Origin of the sequence: Flavobacterium psychrotolerans (assembly GCF_003097635.1) — a bacterium.
Classification (GTDB): domain Bacteria; phylum Bacteroidota; class Bacteroidia; order Flavobacteriales; family Flavobacteriaceae; genus Flavobacterium; species Flavobacterium psychrotolerans.
Genome location: NZ_QCZI01000008.1, coordinates 70,933 through 88,858 on the forward strand (window position 1 = coordinate 70,933; position 17,926 = coordinate 88,858).

The 17,926-nt window shown below is 38.3% G+C and carries 15 protein-coding genes; 11 read left to right on the top strand and 4 right to left on the bottom strand.

Going from position 1 to position 17,926, the window contains the following annotated elements; translation table 11 throughout:
• The first annotated feature begins 28 nt into the window (after window positions 1-28).
• The 5 genes from proC to DB895_RS07840 all read left to right on the top strand — a co-directional run bounded on the left by proC (window position 29) and on the right by DB895_RS07840 (window position 3,625).
• Complete coding sequence (proC, locus tag DB895_RS07820) at window positions 29-805, top strand: pyrroline-5-carboxylate reductase (protein ID WP_116724806.1); 777 nt, start codon at window positions 29-31, stop codon at window positions 803-805.
• A 149-nt stretch (window positions 806-954) separates the two neighbouring features.
• A complete protein-coding gene (locus tag DB895_RS07825; RefSeq protein WP_116724807.1) occupies window positions 955-1,929 on the top strand; it encodes a 2-hydroxyacid dehydrogenase in 975 nt (324 codons plus the stop codon).
• Between the two features lie 348 nt (window positions 1,930-2,277).
• Complete coding sequence (locus DB895_RS07830) at window positions 2,278-2,553, top strand: hypothetical protein (protein ID WP_133242658.1); 276 nt, start codon at window positions 2,278-2,280, stop codon at window positions 2,551-2,553.
• 17 nt (window positions 2,554-2,570) lie between these two features.
• A complete protein-coding gene (locus DB895_RS07835; RefSeq protein ID WP_133242659.1) occupies window positions 2,571-2,990 on the top strand; it encodes a hypothetical protein in 420 nt (139 codons plus the stop codon).
• A 353-nt stretch (window positions 2,991-3,343) separates the two neighbouring features.
• Complete coding sequence (locus DB895_RS07840) at window positions 3,344-3,625, top strand: TM2 domain-containing protein (RefSeq protein WP_116724810.1); 282 nt, start codon at window positions 3,344-3,346, stop codon at window positions 3,623-3,625.
• 61 nt (window positions 3,626-3,686) lie between these two features.
• Here the strand turns inward: DB895_RS07840 and DB895_RS07845 are convergent, their stop codons facing one another.
• Window positions 3,687-5,492: a GNAT family N-acyltransferase gene (locus DB895_RS07845; protein WP_116724811.1), complete on the bottom strand. Its 1,806-nt coding sequence runs from the start codon at window positions 5,490-5,492 to the stop codon at window positions 3,687-3,689.
• Window positions 5,493-5,722: 230 nt separating this feature from the next.
• Here DB895_RS07845 and DB895_RS07850 point away from each other — a divergent pair, with 230 nt between their 5' ends.
• The 3 genes from DB895_RS07850 to DB895_RS07860 all read left to right on the top strand — a co-directional run bounded on the left by DB895_RS07850 (window position 5,723) and on the right by DB895_RS07860 (window position 8,691).
• A complete protein-coding gene (locus tag DB895_RS07850; RefSeq protein ID WP_116724812.1) occupies window positions 5,723-6,484 on the top strand; it encodes an exodeoxyribonuclease III in 762 nt (253 codons plus the stop codon).
• 35 nt (window positions 6,485-6,519) lie between these two features.
• The gene (locus DB895_RS07855) at window positions 6,520-7,479 is read left to right on the top strand and encodes an OmpA/MotB family protein (RefSeq protein WP_116724813.1); all 960 of its coding nucleotides are present in this window, start codon (window positions 6,520-6,522) and stop codon (window positions 7,477-7,479) included.
• Between the two features lie 174 nt (window positions 7,480-7,653).
• The gene (locus DB895_RS07860) at window positions 7,654-8,691 is read left to right on the top strand and encodes an NADP(H)-dependent aldo-keto reductase (protein ID WP_116724814.1); all 1,038 of its coding nucleotides are present in this window, start codon (window positions 7,654-7,656) and stop codon (window positions 8,689-8,691) included.
• 7 nt (window positions 8,692-8,698) lie between these two features.
• Here the strand turns inward: DB895_RS07860 and DB895_RS07865 are convergent, their stop codons facing one another.
• The 3 genes from DB895_RS07865 to DB895_RS07875 all read right to left on the bottom strand — a co-directional run bounded on the left by DB895_RS07865 (window position 8,699) and on the right by DB895_RS07875 (window position 13,744).
• The gene (locus DB895_RS07865; RefSeq protein WP_116724815.1) at window positions 8,699-10,072 is read right to left on the bottom strand and encodes a PQQ-dependent sugar dehydrogenase; all 1,374 of its coding nucleotides are present in this window, start codon (window positions 10,070-10,072) and stop codon (window positions 8,699-8,701) included.
• 108 nt (window positions 10,073-10,180) lie between these two features.
• On the bottom strand, window positions 10,181-12,142 hold the full coding sequence (locus DB895_RS07870; protein WP_116724816.1) for a transglycosylase domain-containing protein: 1,962 nt from the start codon (window positions 12,140-12,142) through the stop codon (window positions 10,181-10,183).
• A 204-nt stretch (window positions 12,143-12,346) separates the two neighbouring features.
• Window positions 12,347-13,744 (bottom strand): CotH kinase family protein, encoded by a 1,398-nt coding sequence (locus DB895_RS07875; RefSeq protein ID WP_116724817.1) that lies wholly within the window; start codon window positions 13,742-13,744, stop codon window positions 12,347-12,349.
• 458 nt (window positions 13,745-14,202) lie between these two features.
• On the opposite strand from DB895_RS07875, the gene DB895_RS07880 reads away from it, so the two are divergent.
• Genes DB895_RS07880 through DB895_RS07890 form a run of 3 tightly spaced genes read left to right on the top strand, consistent with a single transcriptional unit; the run spans window position 14,203 to window position 17,902 of the window.
• Complete coding sequence (locus tag DB895_RS07880) at window positions 14,203-15,624, top strand: NCS1 family nucleobase:cation symporter-1 (RefSeq protein ID WP_208012146.1); 1,422 nt, start codon at window positions 14,203-14,205, stop codon at window positions 15,622-15,624.
• Between the two features lie 4 nt (window positions 15,625-15,628).
• Complete coding sequence (hydA, locus tag DB895_RS07885; protein ID WP_116724819.1) at window positions 15,629-17,011, top strand: dihydropyrimidinase; 1,383 nt, start codon at window positions 15,629-15,631, stop codon at window positions 17,009-17,011.
• A gap of 24 nt (window positions 17,012-17,035) precedes the next feature.
• Window positions 17,036-17,902 (top strand): nitrilase-related carbon-nitrogen hydrolase, encoded by an 867-nt coding sequence (locus DB895_RS07890; RefSeq protein WP_208012148.1) that lies wholly within the window; start codon window positions 17,036-17,038, stop codon window positions 17,900-17,902.
• Window positions 17,903-17,926: the final 24 nt, after the last annotated feature.

Here is a 17,926-nt window from a genome sequence, read left to right on the forward strand (position 1 = left end):
GTTGGGGAGAGGAAAATACATACAAAAAATGAAAATACACATCATTGGAGGCGGTAATTTAGGCGTTTCCGTAGCATTGGGAATTGCAAAATTTTCAAAAAACAACCAAGTTACCGTAACAAGAAGGAACACGGCAAGCATCCTGCATCTTGAAAATTTAGGCATTACGGTTTCTTCCGATAACACGCATCAAATAGAGGAAGCAGACCTCATTATCCTTACCATAAAACCGTACCAAGTGGATACCGTTTTAGGCGAAATACTTCCAAAAATCTCCAACAAAACCATTGCATCGGCGGTAAGCGGATTGTCCGTAGAGCATTTGCAAAATAAAATTGGTGATTCAAACAGCGCCATCCGAATCATGCCCAATATTGCGGCTCAGTTCGGGGCATCGGCAACCTGCATCGCTTTTCGGGAAAAAGACAAAGAGAATGCGCAAAATGTTGTTGCATTATTCCAAGAACTGGGAACGGCGCCTATTATTGACGAAAAATTAATGGATGCAGCCACGGTTTTGGCAGCTAGCGGGACGGCTTTTGCCTTGCGATACATTCGCGCTTCAATGCAAGCCGGAATCGAAATTGGATTTGACTGGCAAACTGCCTTGGCCATTTCTGCACAAACCGTAAAAGGAGCCGCCGAAATGCTTTTGGAAGAAAAAGGACATCCAGAACAATTAATAGATCGGGTTACAACGCCACAAGGCTGTACCATTGCCGGACTGAACGAAATGGAAATGCACGGATTCAGTTCGTCATTGATTAGAGGAATAAAAACTTCTTTGAAACAAATCAAGGGATAATTTTTTTGGGCATTCCCTTCGGTCGGGCTGTACGTTCCCGCTTTTTTTGAGGCGAATAAAAATCGCCTCAAAAAAGAGCTCCACTGCCATCCCTAATGCAATTCCGTTTACATTCATGTATTTGCAGAACACTAAATCCCAATGAATTCATGCCAGCTCCCAGCACTCAACACCCAATACCCAACATAAAAATCCTCCACATCGACAGCAACCATCCTTTGCTTTGGGAACAGTTGCAACAAGCCGGGTTTGTGAACCATAAAGATTTCACCTCATCCAAAGCGGAAATTGAAGCAAAAATCCACGATTACCAAGGAATTGTCATTCGCAGCCGATTCAAAATCGATAGAACATTTTTAAACAAAGCCACTAATTTGCAATTCATCGCTCGCGTGGGTGCTGGCTTGGAAAGTATCGATTGTGAGTATGCTTTAAGCAAAAACATCCAACTTATTGCCGCTCCGGAAGGCAACAGCAATGCCGTGGGCGAACATGCATTAGGGATGGCATTGTCCCTTTTCAACAATCTTACCAAGGCGAATAACGAAATCAAATCAGGACAATGGAACCGCGAAAGCAACCGCGGTCATGAATTAGATGGAAAAACCGTAGGCATCATTGGTTATGGCAATATGGGAAAATCATTTGCCAAAAAACTACGAGGTTTTGAAGTTGAAGTCTTGTGTTATGATATTTTAGAAAATGTTGGAGATGTCAATGCGAAACAAGTTTCCCTTCAAGAATTGCAACAAAAAGCAGATGTCGTGAGTCTCCATATTCCTTGGACTCCGGAAACGGACAAAATGGTGAATGCCACATTTATTAATGCTTTTGCAAAACCGTTTTGGCTCATCAACACTTCCCGCGGTAAAAATGTGGTCACGGCAGATTTGGTCGAAGCGTTAAAATCCGGAAAAATACTGGGGGCAGGTTTGGACGTTTTGGAATACGAAAAAGGGTCTTTTGAATCTCTTTTTCAAGACGGAACTATTCCTGAAGCTTTTCAATATTTATTAAATGCTGACAATGTTATTCTTACGCCACACATTGCAGGTTGGACTTATGAAAGCCACAAAAAACTGGCACAGGTAATTGTCGATAAGATTATGGCAATTTATAATTAAAAAATGGTGTGCTTTAATATTTTCCCCAGCTCCGCAAAGAGTTTCTATGAGAAGCTCCGCAAATGTCTCCTGACTTTGCGGAATTTTTCTATAAAAATTGTATCTTCGAAAAAAATAGCTATAAAATAAGGTTGAGATGGTTCAGCTATTTTTTGTAAATGTTTTAAGCTAAAATTCAATTGTAAAATAGCAGTATGATTGATGTTGTTCCGCAAAGTCAGGAGACATTTGCGGAGCGTAGTGTTATCATTCAACTCTTTGCGGAGCAGGGGCATTTGCGGAGCACTTCGGTACAATAGAAAACTTTGCGGAGCTGGGGACGGCTGGACATTTAGAGGTAGAGGTTTTATGCAATTAACAGGAAGGTCTAATTATGAAGGATATCATAATTATTTGACAAGAATTGGGCTTAGTAATTTTTATCAAGAACCTGATAATATTTCATCTGGATTGCACAGTGTTTTAAGTGCAATGTGGTATTTTAAATATCGGGTTTTAGATAAGATGACAATCGATGCTAATACAAGTGTTAAAGATGTGACAAAAAAAATTAATTCAGGATTAAAAGCATTAGATAAAAGAGAGAGCTTTTTCGAAAGCGCAAAAAATAAAATAAATTGTTAATATATAAAAACATGAAAATGAAAAATAAATATTTATTGGTAACAATATTAGTAATGAGTTGTTTAGTGACTTTTGGGTTTATAAAGAATTGTAACAACTTGAAGGTTTCTAAAACACAATCTATTTCTCCTGAACAAGAAATTTTAGGTGTTTGGATAATGGAAAATGAACAAAATAATAAGCGAGAGTTTACTAATGATGGTCACGTTAAAACATATATAAATAATATTTTAGAATCGGATGATTTGTATAGTATTTCTAATGAATGTGGAGGAGAAACTTTATCCAATGGAGATTTAATTTTAAAAATTATCGATGGAAACGATCAATCGGAATATTGCGAGTATATAAATGGTATTAATGAAAATAATAGTAATATTTTATCATTAACTCCTGTTGGAAGAATGGAAACTATAATATATTTAAAACAGCAATAGTTTATTTGAATAATGAAAAATTTAAAAGTTAAAGTTGTTTTAATGACAATACTCCTAATATATACTTCATATGGCTTTGTCAATAAATTAATTATATCAGAAAAGATAACCCCGCTCCGCAAAGAGTTCCTATGAAAAGCTCCGCAAATGTCTCCTGACTTTGCGGAATTTTTTTATACTTTTATTTAAAATTAAACATCTGCAAAGGAAGGCATTTGCGGAGTTTTTTAGTACGAAAGAACACTTCACTGAGGATATTGTCAATACAATTAAGGCAAAACATTTAAAACTGGAAAGGGAATTAACAATTCAAACCAAATAATCCCTATTTTTATAAAATAAAAAAGAAACGTATGGAAAATTCAAAACAAGAAGACTGGAATAAACCCCAAACTGATTTTCAGCCCGAAAACAAAAAAATAGTAGCCGGCGTTTTAGCCCTTATTTTCGGCTCTTTAGGGATTCATAAATTTATTCTGGGATACACGAAGGAAGGAATTATACAAATCATTTTATCCATTGTAACTTGTGGCATTGCAGGAATTGTTCCATTTATTGAAGGAATAATTTATCTCACAAAATCGGACGAAGAGTTTTATCATATTTATCAAACCAATAAAAGAGGTTGGTTTTAAAATAAAGAAGGGGCAAATTTCTAAATTTGCCCCTTCTTTATTATGAGTATAACAGTCAAAATCAACCCTCCCCTTTCTCCGCTAATTTCCGCTCCAATTCTGCCTGAAACTCTTCCATTACCGGTTTCATGGTGCTTTCAGGAATATCGGCAATACGAATGTACATTAAACCGTCTATCGCATTATTGAACAACGGATCGACGTTAAAAGCAACCACTCGCGCATTTTGCTTGATGTATTTTTTAATTAAAACAGGCAAACGCAAAATTCCCGGTTCGAGTTCATCAATGATTTTGTCAAATTTGTTCAAATCCGATTCGGCTTCATCAAAAACAAAGTCCTTATCGGCATCTTTCAATTTTACTTTATATTCCTTTTTGGGATGAATATATTGCGCAATGTAGGGATCATAATAATTCGATTTCATAAATTCAATCATCAACGATTTTGAAAAATCAGAGAATTGGTTGCTGATGCTCACGCCTCCAAGCAAGAATTTATGTTCCGGATAACGCAATGTGGTATGAATGATTCCCTTCCAAAGCAGGAAAAGAGGCATCGGTTTTTGCTGGTATTCTTTGACGATAAAGGCACGACCCATCTCAATGGATTTATGCATCATGTCATACAATTCAGGTTCAAACCGAAAGAGGTCGTTCAAATAAAAACCTTCAATCCCATGTTTGGGGAAAATTTTGGAACCCAATCCCATTCTATAAGCACCCGCAATTTTTTTGGCATCATCATCCCATAAAAATAGGTGGTCATAATACTGATCAAACTTGTCTAAATCTATAGATTCATTCGTTCCTTCTCCCACTTCCCTAAAAGTGATTTCACGTAATCTTCCAATTTCATGGAGAATGTTAGGTATCTTGGATGCTTCCGAAAAGAAAATTTCGTAATTTTTACTTTGCAACAGCCTACAATCCAAAGCGCGCAATAAGTCTACTTCTTCAATCATATTGTCCTGACTTGCCGCAGTAACAATTTGTTTTGGGCTCTTGGAAATTTTTAGATTTGGAGTAGGCAACAACTTGCTTTCTTTTTCAAAAGGATTGGCCAGCAAGTAGGTTTTTCTTCTTAAAAATTCCGAATATTCCTCGATGGTTTTGTATTCGTTTTGTTCGTTTACCGAAATGGGCTTTCCAACACGAACTTTAATCACTCGGTGTTTTTGGCTAAAGACTTCAGACGGTAATTTTGCCGTACGAAGCGTCCCTCCTATCTGGGAAAGCAAATAAAACAATCGGCTGTTCTTAGCATGAAAATAAATGGGAACTACGGGAACTTGGGCCTTTCTAATTACTTTAATCGCACCTTCTTCCCACGGTTTGTCAACCATCAATTTTCCGTCTTTATAAGTAGAAACTTCACCGGCAGGAAACATTCCCAACGGTTTTCCGTCGCTTAAATGGCGCAACGTTTCCTTAATGCCTACCACGCTGGACTTAGCGTCTTTATGGTTTTCAAAAGGATTTACGGGCATGATGTATTTTTTCAGAGGCTCAATTCTATGCAACAGGAAATTGGCAATGATTTTAAAATTGGGCTCCCGTTCAAGCATTAATTTCAATAGCAAAACTCCGTCAATCCCTCCCAAGGGATGGTTGGATATGGTGATGTAAGCCCCGTCTTTAGGCAAGCGTTTTAAGTCTTCCTCCGGAATTTCGAATTTTATTTGCAGGTCTTCCAAAATAGCATTCAGGAAGTCAAGATCTTTCAAATGCTTGTTTCTGTCATAAACTTTATTCAAGGTAGAAATTTTCAGCACTTTCATCAAGAGCCAGCCCGAAAAAGTTCCGAAAACCCCATATTTGTCGGTATTTATTGCTTTTGCGACTTCCTTAGCGGTTACTAAACCCATGTAGTTTTTGTTTATTTGACGATGGGCAAAGATAGAAAAAAACTCCATTATCTGACAATGGCACCGTCTGATTTTCTTTGTTTTTTTGCGGTATGCTTTTTATTTTTCATTACTTTTGAAATCGCTATTAACAAACTGTTTGCGTGAGCAAACACCAATAAAAAGGCGATTCTATATATGACAAAGTCAAAATAATTTTTACATATATAAAACACAAAAAAAAATCGATAATGAGAATCATCTCCTACAATGTAAACGGAATTCGAGCCGCAATATCTAAAGGATTCATCGACTGGTTGCAACAAGCAAACCCCGATGTAATTTGCCTTCAGGAAATTAAAGCAACTCCAGAACAAATCCCAACCTTAGATATAGAACTTGCAGGATACCCTTATCATTACTGGTTTCCGGCAACAAAAAAAGGATACAGTGGAGTGGCCATTTTATCAAAAGTAAAACCCAACAATATCGTTTTTGGCACTGGAATAGATCACATGGATTTTGAAGGTAGAAATCTTCGCATTGATTTCGATGATTTTTCCGTTATGAGTTTGTATTTGCCTTCAGGTACAAATATTGAAAGATTAGACCACAAATTCATGTTCATGGATGACTTTCAAAAGTATATCAACGAGCTGAAAAAAGAAATCCCCAATCTCATTATTTGTGGGGATTATAACATTTGCCACGAAGCGATTGACATTCACGACCCTGTTCGCAATAAAACTGTTTCCGGATTTTTACCGGAGGAAAGAGCCTGGCTCGATGGGTTTATGAAAACCGGATTCATAGACAGTTTCCGACTTTTTAATAAAGAACCACACAACTATACCTGGTGGAGCTATCGTGCGGGAGCCAGAGGAAACAATAAAGGATGGCGCATCGATTATTGTTTGGTTAGCGAAAGCTTAAAAGACAGAATCACCAGAGCCGTAATTTTACCGGAAGCCAAACATTCTGACCATTGTCCTGCATTGGTAGAAATTGAATAATTTTTGACATTAAACCTGAATTAAAATTTAAAAATATGATTAAAAAAATCTCCACCGCAATCGTCGTTTTAGCCTTGACGGCATCCTGCGTCTCTAAAAAAGTGTACACCGATTTAGAAAACAAATACACCGACTTAAAAAAAGAAAATCGGAAATTACAGGATGAAGGCGAGGATTGCACGAAAGCTAAAAACGAGTTGGATTTAGCCAATACCGCTTTACAATCAGAATTAGGCAAAACCAAATCGGAACGAGACAAATTATTGTCCGATTACACTGCTTCCGACAAAAACCTAAAAACACTTCAGGCGTCCTACAATGCCTTAGAAAAAAACAGTGACGAAGCTTTAGAAACCAACATGAATAAAAACCGCGAACTGTTGGCGCAATTAGAATTAAAGCAAAAAGCACTAGCCAATGAGCAAGAAAGATGGAACAAATTAAAAGGCGATTTACAAGCCAGTTCCCAACGATTGTCCGAGCTGGAAAGTTTGATGACCGCCAAGGATGCCAGCATGAAAAAACTGAAAGAAACACTCTCCAAAGCGCTGAATAGTTTTGAAGGAAAAGGATTGACTGTGCAACAAAAAAACGGAAAAGTGTACGTTTCCATGGAAAACAAACTGCTGTTCAGTTCCGGAAGTTGGGCCGTTGGGGCAGAAGGACGACGTGCTGTTGTTGAAGTAGGAAAAGTGCTTGCTGCAAACCCGGACATTTCGGTTCTCATAGAAGGACATACCGATGATGACGCTTATGGCGGTAGCGGCCCTATCGCTGATAACTGGGATTTATCCACCAAAAGGGCAACCGTTATCGTGAATGTTTTGGGAGAAAACAAAACCATCAACAAACAAAATTTAACTGCTGCGGGAAGAAGTGAATTTGCACCTTTAGCCAGCAACGCAACACCTGACGGAAAAGCTAAAAACAGGAGAATCGAAATTATTTTGACCCCAAAACTGGATGAAATATCTAAGATGTTGAATGAGTTGTAGCACTATTTGAACAGCAATTCCATTACAAAACAATCGGGTTCAGAGTTTAAACTTTGAACCTTTTTTGTAAACGAAAGTGATCAAACGATACCAAAAAAATGTTAACAAAAACCAGACCTGTTATCTAAACTTTATCTTTGCGATTCAAAACCATAGAATTTTAGCACCTTAAAAATGAAATATACTATCCTGCCCAACACAAATATAGAAGTAAGTAAAATTTGCCTCGGAACCATGACTTTTGGTGAACAAAACACGGAGGCCGATGGTCATGCCCAAATGGATTTTGCATTAGCAAACGGCATTAATTTTATTGATACTGCCGAAATGTACTCGGTTCCTGGCAGAAAAGAAACTTATGGAAGTACCGAAAAAATCATTGGAACCTGGTTTAAAAAATCAGGAAATAGAGATAAAGTAATCTTAGCCTCTAAAATAGCAGGGCCAAATCCCGGTTTGTCATATATTAGAGAAAACATGGATTTTTCGTCTGCAAGTATCGCCCTGTCTATTGAAAAAAGTCTAACCCGATTACAAACGGACTATATCGATTTGTATCAATTGCATTGGCCAGAACGAAAAACCAATTTTTTCGGGCAACGTGGTTTCAAAGTGCAAAATGATGCTTGGGAAGATAACATTCATGAAGTTTTAGAAACTTTAGACCGTTTTATAAAAGAAGGAAAAATAAATCATGTTGGCCTTTCTAATGAAACGCCTTGGGGTATAATGCGTTTTCTGGAAGAAAACAAACATCATAATTTACCAAGAATAAAAACGGTTCAAAACCCTTATTCTTTGTTAAACAGGCTTTTCGAAAATGGTTCTGCCGAAGTTTGCCTAAGAGAAAATGTGGGTTTGTTAGCCTATTCCCCATTAGCTTTTGGGGTTTTATCCGGGAAATTTTTGAACGGAAAAGAACATCCCAACTCCAGAATCAAATTGTTTCCGCAATTTTCAAGATATAACAGCGCCCAGTGTGCCGAAGCCACAAGATTGTATCAGGAAATCGCAAGCAAAAATGGCTTGACGTTGACTGAAATGTCCTTGGCTTTTTTAAACCAACAGCCTTTTGTGACTAGCACCATCATTGGAGCAACAACTTTGAAACAACTAGAGGAAAACATCAAATCAATTGAGGTACTTTTATCAGAAGATATTTTGCGTGAAATAGAAAAGGTTCAAAATGTAATTCCAGATCCCGCACCTTAAATTTATCTTAAAAAGACTGCTTAATTGTCAATTTCGAACTGAAATTCTCTCCATTGTTACTCTTAATATTTACCAAATAAAATCCACTCTGTAAAGTTGAAATCGAGATTGAACTTGTTTCCGCCTCCAGTGACTCGTACAGTAAAAGTTTTCCGGTAACGTCAGAAATTGTAATAAACGCGGGTAAATGAACCGCTTTTGTTTGTATGAAAAATTCGGTAGTGGCTGGGTTTGGATACAGTTCAATTTTTTTATTGTGAAACCCATTTACGCCAAGAGAAGTGTCGATAATTTTATAAATGACTCCATCTGCAGATCCAGCAATATAAAGTTCCCCAGCATAGTCTTCTCCAAAAGTGGCAAAACTAGTTCCCTTAAATGCTGTAGACCATACAATTGTTCCTGAAGAATCCAACATTCCTATTTTATTGCTGCAATAATCGGCAAAGAAATATTTCCCTTGAAAGTTAGGATAAGTGGTACCTGCATAAGCATAACCGCCAGTAATCGAACATCCAAAACTGTGCGTATATTGAGCCAAAGGAAAGGTATAGGTAATGGGCAGTGCTGTACAGCCCGCATAAACACTATTTCCCTCATAACAATTCCATCCATAATTGAGTCCGGCAACGGTGGAACTTACTTTATTGATTTCTTCAATTTGATTTTGTCCCACATCAGCAATCCACAAATCGCCATTTGATTTATCGAATGAAAATTTCCAAGGATTTCGCAGTCCAATTGCCCAAATCTCTTTGCGAAAAGATAGAGATTCCACAAAAGGATTGGTGGGCGGAATTCCATATGGAAAATCGGAATCCACATCGATGCGGAGCATTTTCCCAAGCAATTCATTAGGGTTTTGGGCTCTGTTTCCGGGGTCTCCGGCACTACCTCCATCACCCATTCCTATATATAAGTAACCGTCGGGGCCAAATTTGACACTTCCTCCGTTATGATTCGCAAACGGCTGGTTTATAGTTAGCAAAATAGTCCCGCTTGAGGCATCAGCCACATCTGGATCAGTAGATACCGAATACCTGGCAATCACAGTATTTCCAAAGATATTGGTGTAATTCACATAAAAATAACCGTTGGTACTGTATTTTGGGTGAAATGTCAAACCAAGCAAGCCTCTTTCGCCTCCTGTAGATATCGTAGAGGTCGTAAGCGTTAGAAATGACTTTATATTAGTTTCTCCATTTGAATTTAAAATCTTTATTTTCCCCCCTTGTTCCACGATAAATAATCGGGAATCTCCTTCAGGATGGGCAACTTCTATGGGACTTGTAAATCCAGTTGCAAAAGATTGAATTCCAACAATTTGAGAACATAAAAATAAAGGAATAAGCAATACTAAAAAAATAGAAACAGTTTTCATTCTAAAGTTTTTATGATTCCATATCATAAAGATAATCAAAACCAAAAAAAATAGTTAATTCATTAATAATGAATTAACTATAAAAAAAATTAAAAAGCCAAAATGGAATTAAAAATCAAATTCTTCAATTGAAGTGGGCTGTTCAATCTCCGTTGGAACCTCCTCAACCTTAGTTTTTATATATGATCTGGCCGAACCAGTTATCAGGATTGGCATTTGATAAATGGTGTCTTCGCTTACGATAATTCCCCTTCGCATCATCAACCTTTTGAGTTGTTTGTCTCTATTGACGGCAAATGATTTTAGATTTCCTTCGCTATTGAATTGATACATGAACTTTCGTGGACTCGGAATAATGTTGGCTAAATACAAGCATTCGTTTAGCGTTAATTCCGAAGGGCTTTTTTGAAAATAAAACGAAGACGCTTCTCCAATACCATACACGTTGGGTCCCCATTCAATAATATTAAAATAAACCTCAAGCATGCGTTCTTTGCTCACAATTTTGTTGTTTTCCATGATGTAAACCAGCAAAATCTCTTCCAGTTTTCGGGATAACGTTTTTTCACGGGTAAGAAAAACATTTTTTATCAATTGCATGCTGATGGTGCTTCCGCCACGGGAGAATTTCTTGGTCCGGATGTTTTTCACAATCGATTGCTTGAATGCTTCATTAATAAATCCCTTGTGCGAAAAGAAAGATGGATCTTCGGTAGTGAGCACCGATTTTCTTAAATACGGGGAAATTCGGCTTAAAGGCGTATAATTAGGATTGCCAGAACCCACTAAAATAGGGCGCTGTGGAACATTATTAATTATTGCCCGATATACAAATTCACCATTAAGTTTGTCTATGTTGGCTTCGCCATATTTTGTGATTTGTAAATTTTCTTTATTGAGTTTACTGTCAAAAACTACCGCATTTGGCTTATTTTTATTAAAGACAAAATCCAAATGATAATCAAAATTCCCATTAGCTTCCATACCCTTAAAATGAGTAAATAATCCTTCCGGCAGAGAAGAAATGAAATCTTGTGCTTTCATTTTTGGAATCGTCATTTTTAAGGTATAAATTTTATCCGTTTCATTAGTATACGAAACATAGGGATTGACTTTTATTTGATTTAATAGTACCGTCGAACTGCTATCCACTGCAATGAAATTTTCCCCAAATAACAAATGATAATCAAAACGGGCATTCTTTATTACTACGTCTTTACTGGCAATTTTATGATGATTTACTGTAAAATTTGAAATTGAGGTAAAACCATCAATGTGCAATTCCCCATTATCCATATCAATATTGGAAACATTCAATCGAATCGAATCGAAACTGGATTTTATGTTGTAGCGTTCATCAAAATAAGGAACTTTAATTTTTCCCGTATCAATATTAAAAAATCGGATATCCGTTTGTTTGTTTCTTGGATCTGCAATTCCTTTTATTTTCCATCGTTGGTTAAAAGTATTGGTTTGAACTTGTATTGAAGACTCCAATTTTTTATCAACTAATTCCAATTTTTGAAGACTTATAGTCGATTTGTGCCCCATATCGTTCATTCGCAACGAGAGGTTTTCTAAACGCATGTCGGTTGGCACGAGGTTTAAGGCTCTATTCAATATCCTATAAGCTAATTTGGCGTAATTGGGTTTATCACCAGTATTTGTTGAATCCTTTTTTTTAAGCAAGAAAGCGTCAAAATTGCGACCGTTTTCGTTTTTTACTAATTGTACATATCCATTTTTTGCATCCAAGCTTTCCAACCGAATGGTACCTGTAAGCAAATGCCAAAAACTTATCCTTGTTTTTATGTTTTCAATCCGAAATAGCGTGTCCGCATTTTTGGGAACTAATAAAACATCATCCATTTCCACACCCGTAACACCAACAAAGATGGCCTTTTTTACAGAAAAAGAACTATTGAAATCCTGTTCCATTTTTCGTGAAATGCTAACCAACGTCTTCTGTAAAAGCGCATCACGAAAGACAAAAAGTCCAACAATAACTAATACAAAAAAGACGCTAACTATTTTAGCGATTAGAAATGCTTTTTGTTTTTTAGTTCTCATAAATAGCCTAGTGTTTATATACAGTCACTTTACAAATCTAAAAGTAAATTTTGAATCCCATCCATAAAGAAACAAAAAAATCTTACGAAGAACAATTTAAGGGAACTCTTTTTCCCTTTTTTTAAAATACTTCAATTCCAAAGCATAAAAAAACTGAACACCTAGCTTTTGGATGTTTTTTTTAGAACTATAAGTGATTTTATTTTACCACGGAATGGTTGCGGTTCGTGTCGTAAAATAATTAGCAGCGCCATTGCTGCCACCTTGAGCGTTGCCAGACTTCAAGCGGTAATTGGGTTGGTTGCCCCAGTAAGCGGGTATATCTTCCAAGGCCATATCTTCACCGGTGTCGTTAGAGACGCCATTGGCAATTTTGTTTTGCCAAATCTGTATGCGGCTAATACTTTTTCCTGAGGAAAAAAGGTCATTGTTGGGGTTGACGAGTTCCTTAATGTAGCTTTTGTACAGCGCTTGATATTGGGGTATGGCCAGGATTTTAGTAATTAAAGGCCTTTGGGTCATGTTACCCCAAGTGAGTGGGTTTTGGGTTCCGGAATTGGCCAGGATTTGAGAAGTCCCCAAGGAATTGTCGTAATCAATAGGGATGAAATAGGCTTTCCCGTTGGGTGCAAAATAGAAATAAAAGTTGTTGCAGTTGACCCAGTAATCGTCCCACATACCAAGGATAACATTGGTGGCATATGTTTTTAGAAAGAGATTGACGTCCATTTTTTGGGCAATCCAGTTTTGAAAAACGGCACCAGTTTTAGTATTAAGGTCGGTGATGAATTGTGTGAGTTCTACTTTGGCAGCAGCTAATTCGGTGTCCCGTGTTTTTAAATCATAGGCGTAGTATTGCGAAAGCGAGGGATCCATTTTCACGTCTTCCATTCCCATACTTGCCGTAGATACATAGTCGGCTTTGGCACTGCCAATATTGTAGTTTTTCCAAAGAAACCCGGTAGTGGCTCCCCACTGATCTTGGTGTTTGGCGAGATAATCCTCATCTATGTTTTCAATCATGGCATATACACCGAAATAGGCCGGCTTGATGTCGCCTTTTACCTTGATGGTGACTTTGCAATAAGAGGCACGTGGGGCTAACCAGCATCCGTAACGTTTAAAAAGATCGTAGCTGTATATTTCTCGGGTATAGGTTGCATCGTCCTTGAACCATTTTAGGTTGATTTTGTTGAGTCCTTCAAATCGTTGAGCGCCTTTGAATTTAGAGAAGTCAAGGGCAAAGTGGCAGTGGTGCCAATCGGGATTGGTGGCATTGTGCAGTTGTCCCGTGTCGCCTTCGGGACGGCGGCGGCTAGTGTTACCCCTCATTTTGAGCCCAATACTGTCTAGCTCTACTGTTGATCCGTTAAGGGTAAATGAAAAATGAGAGACCACTTTTTTTTCGTTTTTAGGGTTAAGGTCATAATTTACAAGTAATTTGTTCCAGTCGTCAAGAGTAAATTCTAGAGTTATAGATGGCACGTCGTTGAGGTTAAACAGTTCTGTTTTGAGTGGATTGTTAACGGGCGGGGTGACGTTTTCAGCTTTGTTGCAATTGAGGAGTAATAGCACAGGGAATAGGAACACTATCTTTTTCATGTGAGAATTTTTATCAAAGATAGGATTTTTGCTATATATGGAGGATATTTTTTCTACAGGAAAAAATAGCGATTTTCAGAAGAGGATTTGTTTGTTTTTCATGCTTTTTTTATGGCAATTCATAATTTTATAACAATTGATTTCCAAGAGCGTTTTGAATTATTTATCAAAAAAAACTTGTTTATATCAAAATAGTCACTATTTTTATTGAAAATTTTTACAGAATAAGTATAGAATAGATGGAATGTTTAGCAATTCATAAACTCAATTTATTGGTCTGCAGCAGCAATGTTGGGAGTCCAACGGTGGGTAGTGCTTTGTCATTATCCTATTTATTCAAGATTACTATGAGGACAACACCACTTTCCCTTGCTTTTATAAATGGGAACGAGGTAAAAAACTATTAAATACCACCCCAACTTTTGACTGACAATAACCTAAAAAACACGAATTCTTCGTTGTATAGTAAAGACTTGGCTCCTATTCCAGAGCATCGAAGAACTTGGGGTACCTGGAATTATGCAGCCTTATGGATTAGCATGAGCCTTTGTATCCCTACTTATATGTTATCAAGTTCTTTGATTCAAGGTGGGATGAATTGGTGGCAAGCCATTTTAACTATTTTCTTGGGAAATACCATTGTTTTAATTCCGATGCTGTTAAACGGTCATGCGGGAGCCAAATACGGGATTCCTTTTCCAGTATTTGCTAGAGCCAGTTTTGGGACCAAAGGAGCTAACATTCCTGCTTTGTTGCGAGCCATTGTTGCTTGCGGCTGGTTTGGGATTCAAACGTGGATAGGCGGTTTCGCAATTTTTCAGATGGCGCGGTTATGGATGCCGTCTTTGGAAACGTTACCCCAAGTTTTCCCCGATACTTGGGGGTTACAAACCGGTCCCGCGATTTGTTTTGTGGTGTTTTGGCTCGTTAATATGTATGTGGTGTTTTTGGGCGTGGACAGTATTAGGAAATTATTGGTTTTTAAAGCCTTCTTTTTGCCGGTGGCGGCCTTGGCGTTGTTGTTTTGGGCCATTAATGCCGCTCACGGTTTAGGACCCATTTTACAAACACCATCCAAATTCACGAACACGACGGATTTCTTTCATTTCTTCTTCCCTGCCTTAACGGGCATGGTGGGGTTTTGGGCGACACTTTCCTTAAATATTCCCGATTTTACCCGATATGCCAAATCCCAAAACGCACAGATAAAAGGACAAATTTATGGATTGCCAACTTCGATGACCCTATTTGCCTTTGTGGGTGTCGTGGTTACATCGGCAACGACCATTGTTTTTGGGACAACCATTTGGGATCCGGTTATTTTAGCCAGTAAATTTGAAAGTAAACTCTTGGTGAGCATTGCCATGATTGCAGTGGCCCTTTCAACCTTGGCCACGAATATCGCTGCTAATATTGTGAGTCCAGCCAATGATTTTGCGCACTTTGCCCCATCAAAAATCGATTTTAGAAAAGGAGGATACATCACGGGGATAATTGGAATTTTAATTTTTCCTTGGAAACTAATTGCCGACCCAACGGGGTATATTTTTACTTGGTTGGTAGGCTATTCCAGTCTGTTGGGTCCTGTTGGAGGCATCATGATTGTGGATTATTATTTCATCCGAAAACAATTATTGATTTTGGATGATTTGTATGACAATACTGGGATTTACAGTTTTTCAAATGGATTTAACAGAAATGCAATCCTCGCTTTACTGATTGGGATTGTGCCGAATATACCTGGTTTCCTGACCACAATTCAAGTGGTGCCAATGGATGCTTTCCCAGAATGGATTTCGGGATTATACCATTATGCCTGGTTTGTGGGATTCGGAATTAGCGGAATTGTGTATTGGGGATTAATGAAAAATAAAAAATAATAACATGAGTATTTTAATAAAAAACGGAAGAATAATTACTGCCACGGACGATTATGTGGCTGATATTTTTATAGAAGGCGAAACCATCAGCGCGATTGGGAAAAATTTAAAGGTTAATGCCGATACAGAAATTGATGCCACAGGAAAACTGGTGATGCCAGGCGGAATTGATCCGCATGTGCATTTGGACATGCCATTTATGGGTACCTCCAGCAGTGATAATTATGAAACCGGAACCCGTGCGGCTCTCTTTGGAGGAACCACCATGGTGATTGATTTTATATTGCAAAAACAGGGTAAAAGTTTGCAATCGGCCTTAGAGGAATGGAAAGGAAGAAGCGACAACAATGCCGTGGGCGATTACAGTTTTCACATGGCAGTGACCGATTTTAATAATGACACCAAGAAAGAAATCCAACATTTTATAGAAGAGGAAGGTATCACCTCGTTCAAAACGTTCATGGCCTACAAAGGCGCTTTGATGATTGATGACAGCCAGATGATTGGCCTGATGCAGGAAGTAAAGAAACACGGCGGTTTGATTAATGTGCATGCGACCAATGGGGACATGATTGATTTTTTGATTGCCAAGCACAGAGCCGAAGGGAAACTTTCTCCACTATATCATTATTTATCCCAACCCGAAGTAACCGAATCTGAAGCAAGCGGACGATTTACCGATATGGCCAACTATACCGGCTGTCCGGGCTACATTGTGCATTTAACTTGTGAAGGGGCATTGAATGCAGTAAGAGACGCTACTAAAAGAAATCAAAACGTGTTTGTGGAAACTTGTATTCAATATTTGATTTTGGATGCTTCTTTATATGAACAAAATTTTGAAGGGGCGAAATGGGTCATGAGTCCGCCATTGCGGGAAAAGAAAGACCAAGAAACCCTATGGGCGGGTTTGAATCAAGGATTGGTGAATGTGGTAGCAACCGACCATTGCCCATTCATGTGGGAACAAAAACTGATAGGTGTAGACGATTTTTCTAAAATTCCGAATGGCCATCCCGCAGTAGAAAACCGTATGGAATTGCTTTTCAGTGAAGGCGTGAATAAGGGAAAAATTTCCTTGAATAAATATGTTGAAGTGGCCTGTACGAATGCTGCCAAAATATTCGGGATGTTCCCTAAAAAAGGAACGATTGCTGTAGGTAGCGATGCTGATATTATTTTATTTGATGCCAATGAAAAACACACGCTGTCTGCCAAAACGCATCACATGAATGTGGATTACAGCGGCTATGAAGGTTGGGAATTAACCGGAAAAGTAAAAACCGTTTTACTTAGAGGTCAAGTGGTTATTGATAACAATGAATGCAAAGTGGCTAAAGGATATGGCCGTTTTATCAAGAGAAATAAAGTAGAGGGAAAAATATAAATCGCAATCCTAAAATAATATACGATGGCACGAATAGTAAAATCAGGACTCATTCAATTGAGTTTGGCGAAAACGGAAGGTGAAGGGACGATTGCTGAAATCATGGAAGCAATGATGCAGAAACACATTCCGTATATTGAAGAAGCGGGAAGGCAAGGCGTTCAAATCTTGTGTTTTCAGGAAATTTTTAACACACCCTATTTTTGCCCGGGACAAGACAGCGCTTGGTACGCATCGGCAGAAACGGTTCCAGGCCCTACAACAGAACGCATGCAAGTCTATGCCAAAAAATACAACATGGTAATTGTTGTTCCGATATATGAAAAAGAACAGGCTGGAGTATATTACAATACAGCCGCCGTTATTGATGCTGACGGAACCTATCTGGGAAAATACCGCAAAAATCACATTCCGCAAACGGGCGGTTTCTGGGAGAAGTTTTTCTTCAAGCCAGGGAATTTGGGCTACCCTGTTTTCCAAACCAAGTACGCCAAAGTGGGCGTTTACATCTGCTATGACCGTCATTTTCCTGACGGCGCCCGATGTTTAGGGTTAAACGGAGCGGAGATTGTATTTAATCCATCTGCCACTACCGTGGGACAATCCCAATATCTTTGGAAATTGGAACAACCAGCGCATGCCGTGGCCAATGGCTATTTTATGGGATGCATCAACCGGGTTGGGGAAGAGAAACCATGGAACTTGGGCCGTTTTTACGGAACGTCTTATTTCGTGAATCCACTTGGGCAAATCATCGCTTGTGCTTCGGAAGACAAAGACGAATTGTTGGTAACCGAATTCGATTTGGATTTAATTGATGAGGTTAGAAGCAAATGGCAATTCTATCGCGACCGAAGACCCGAAACCTATGCTGAAATTACAGCACCTTAATACAAACACATAAAAAGATACCAC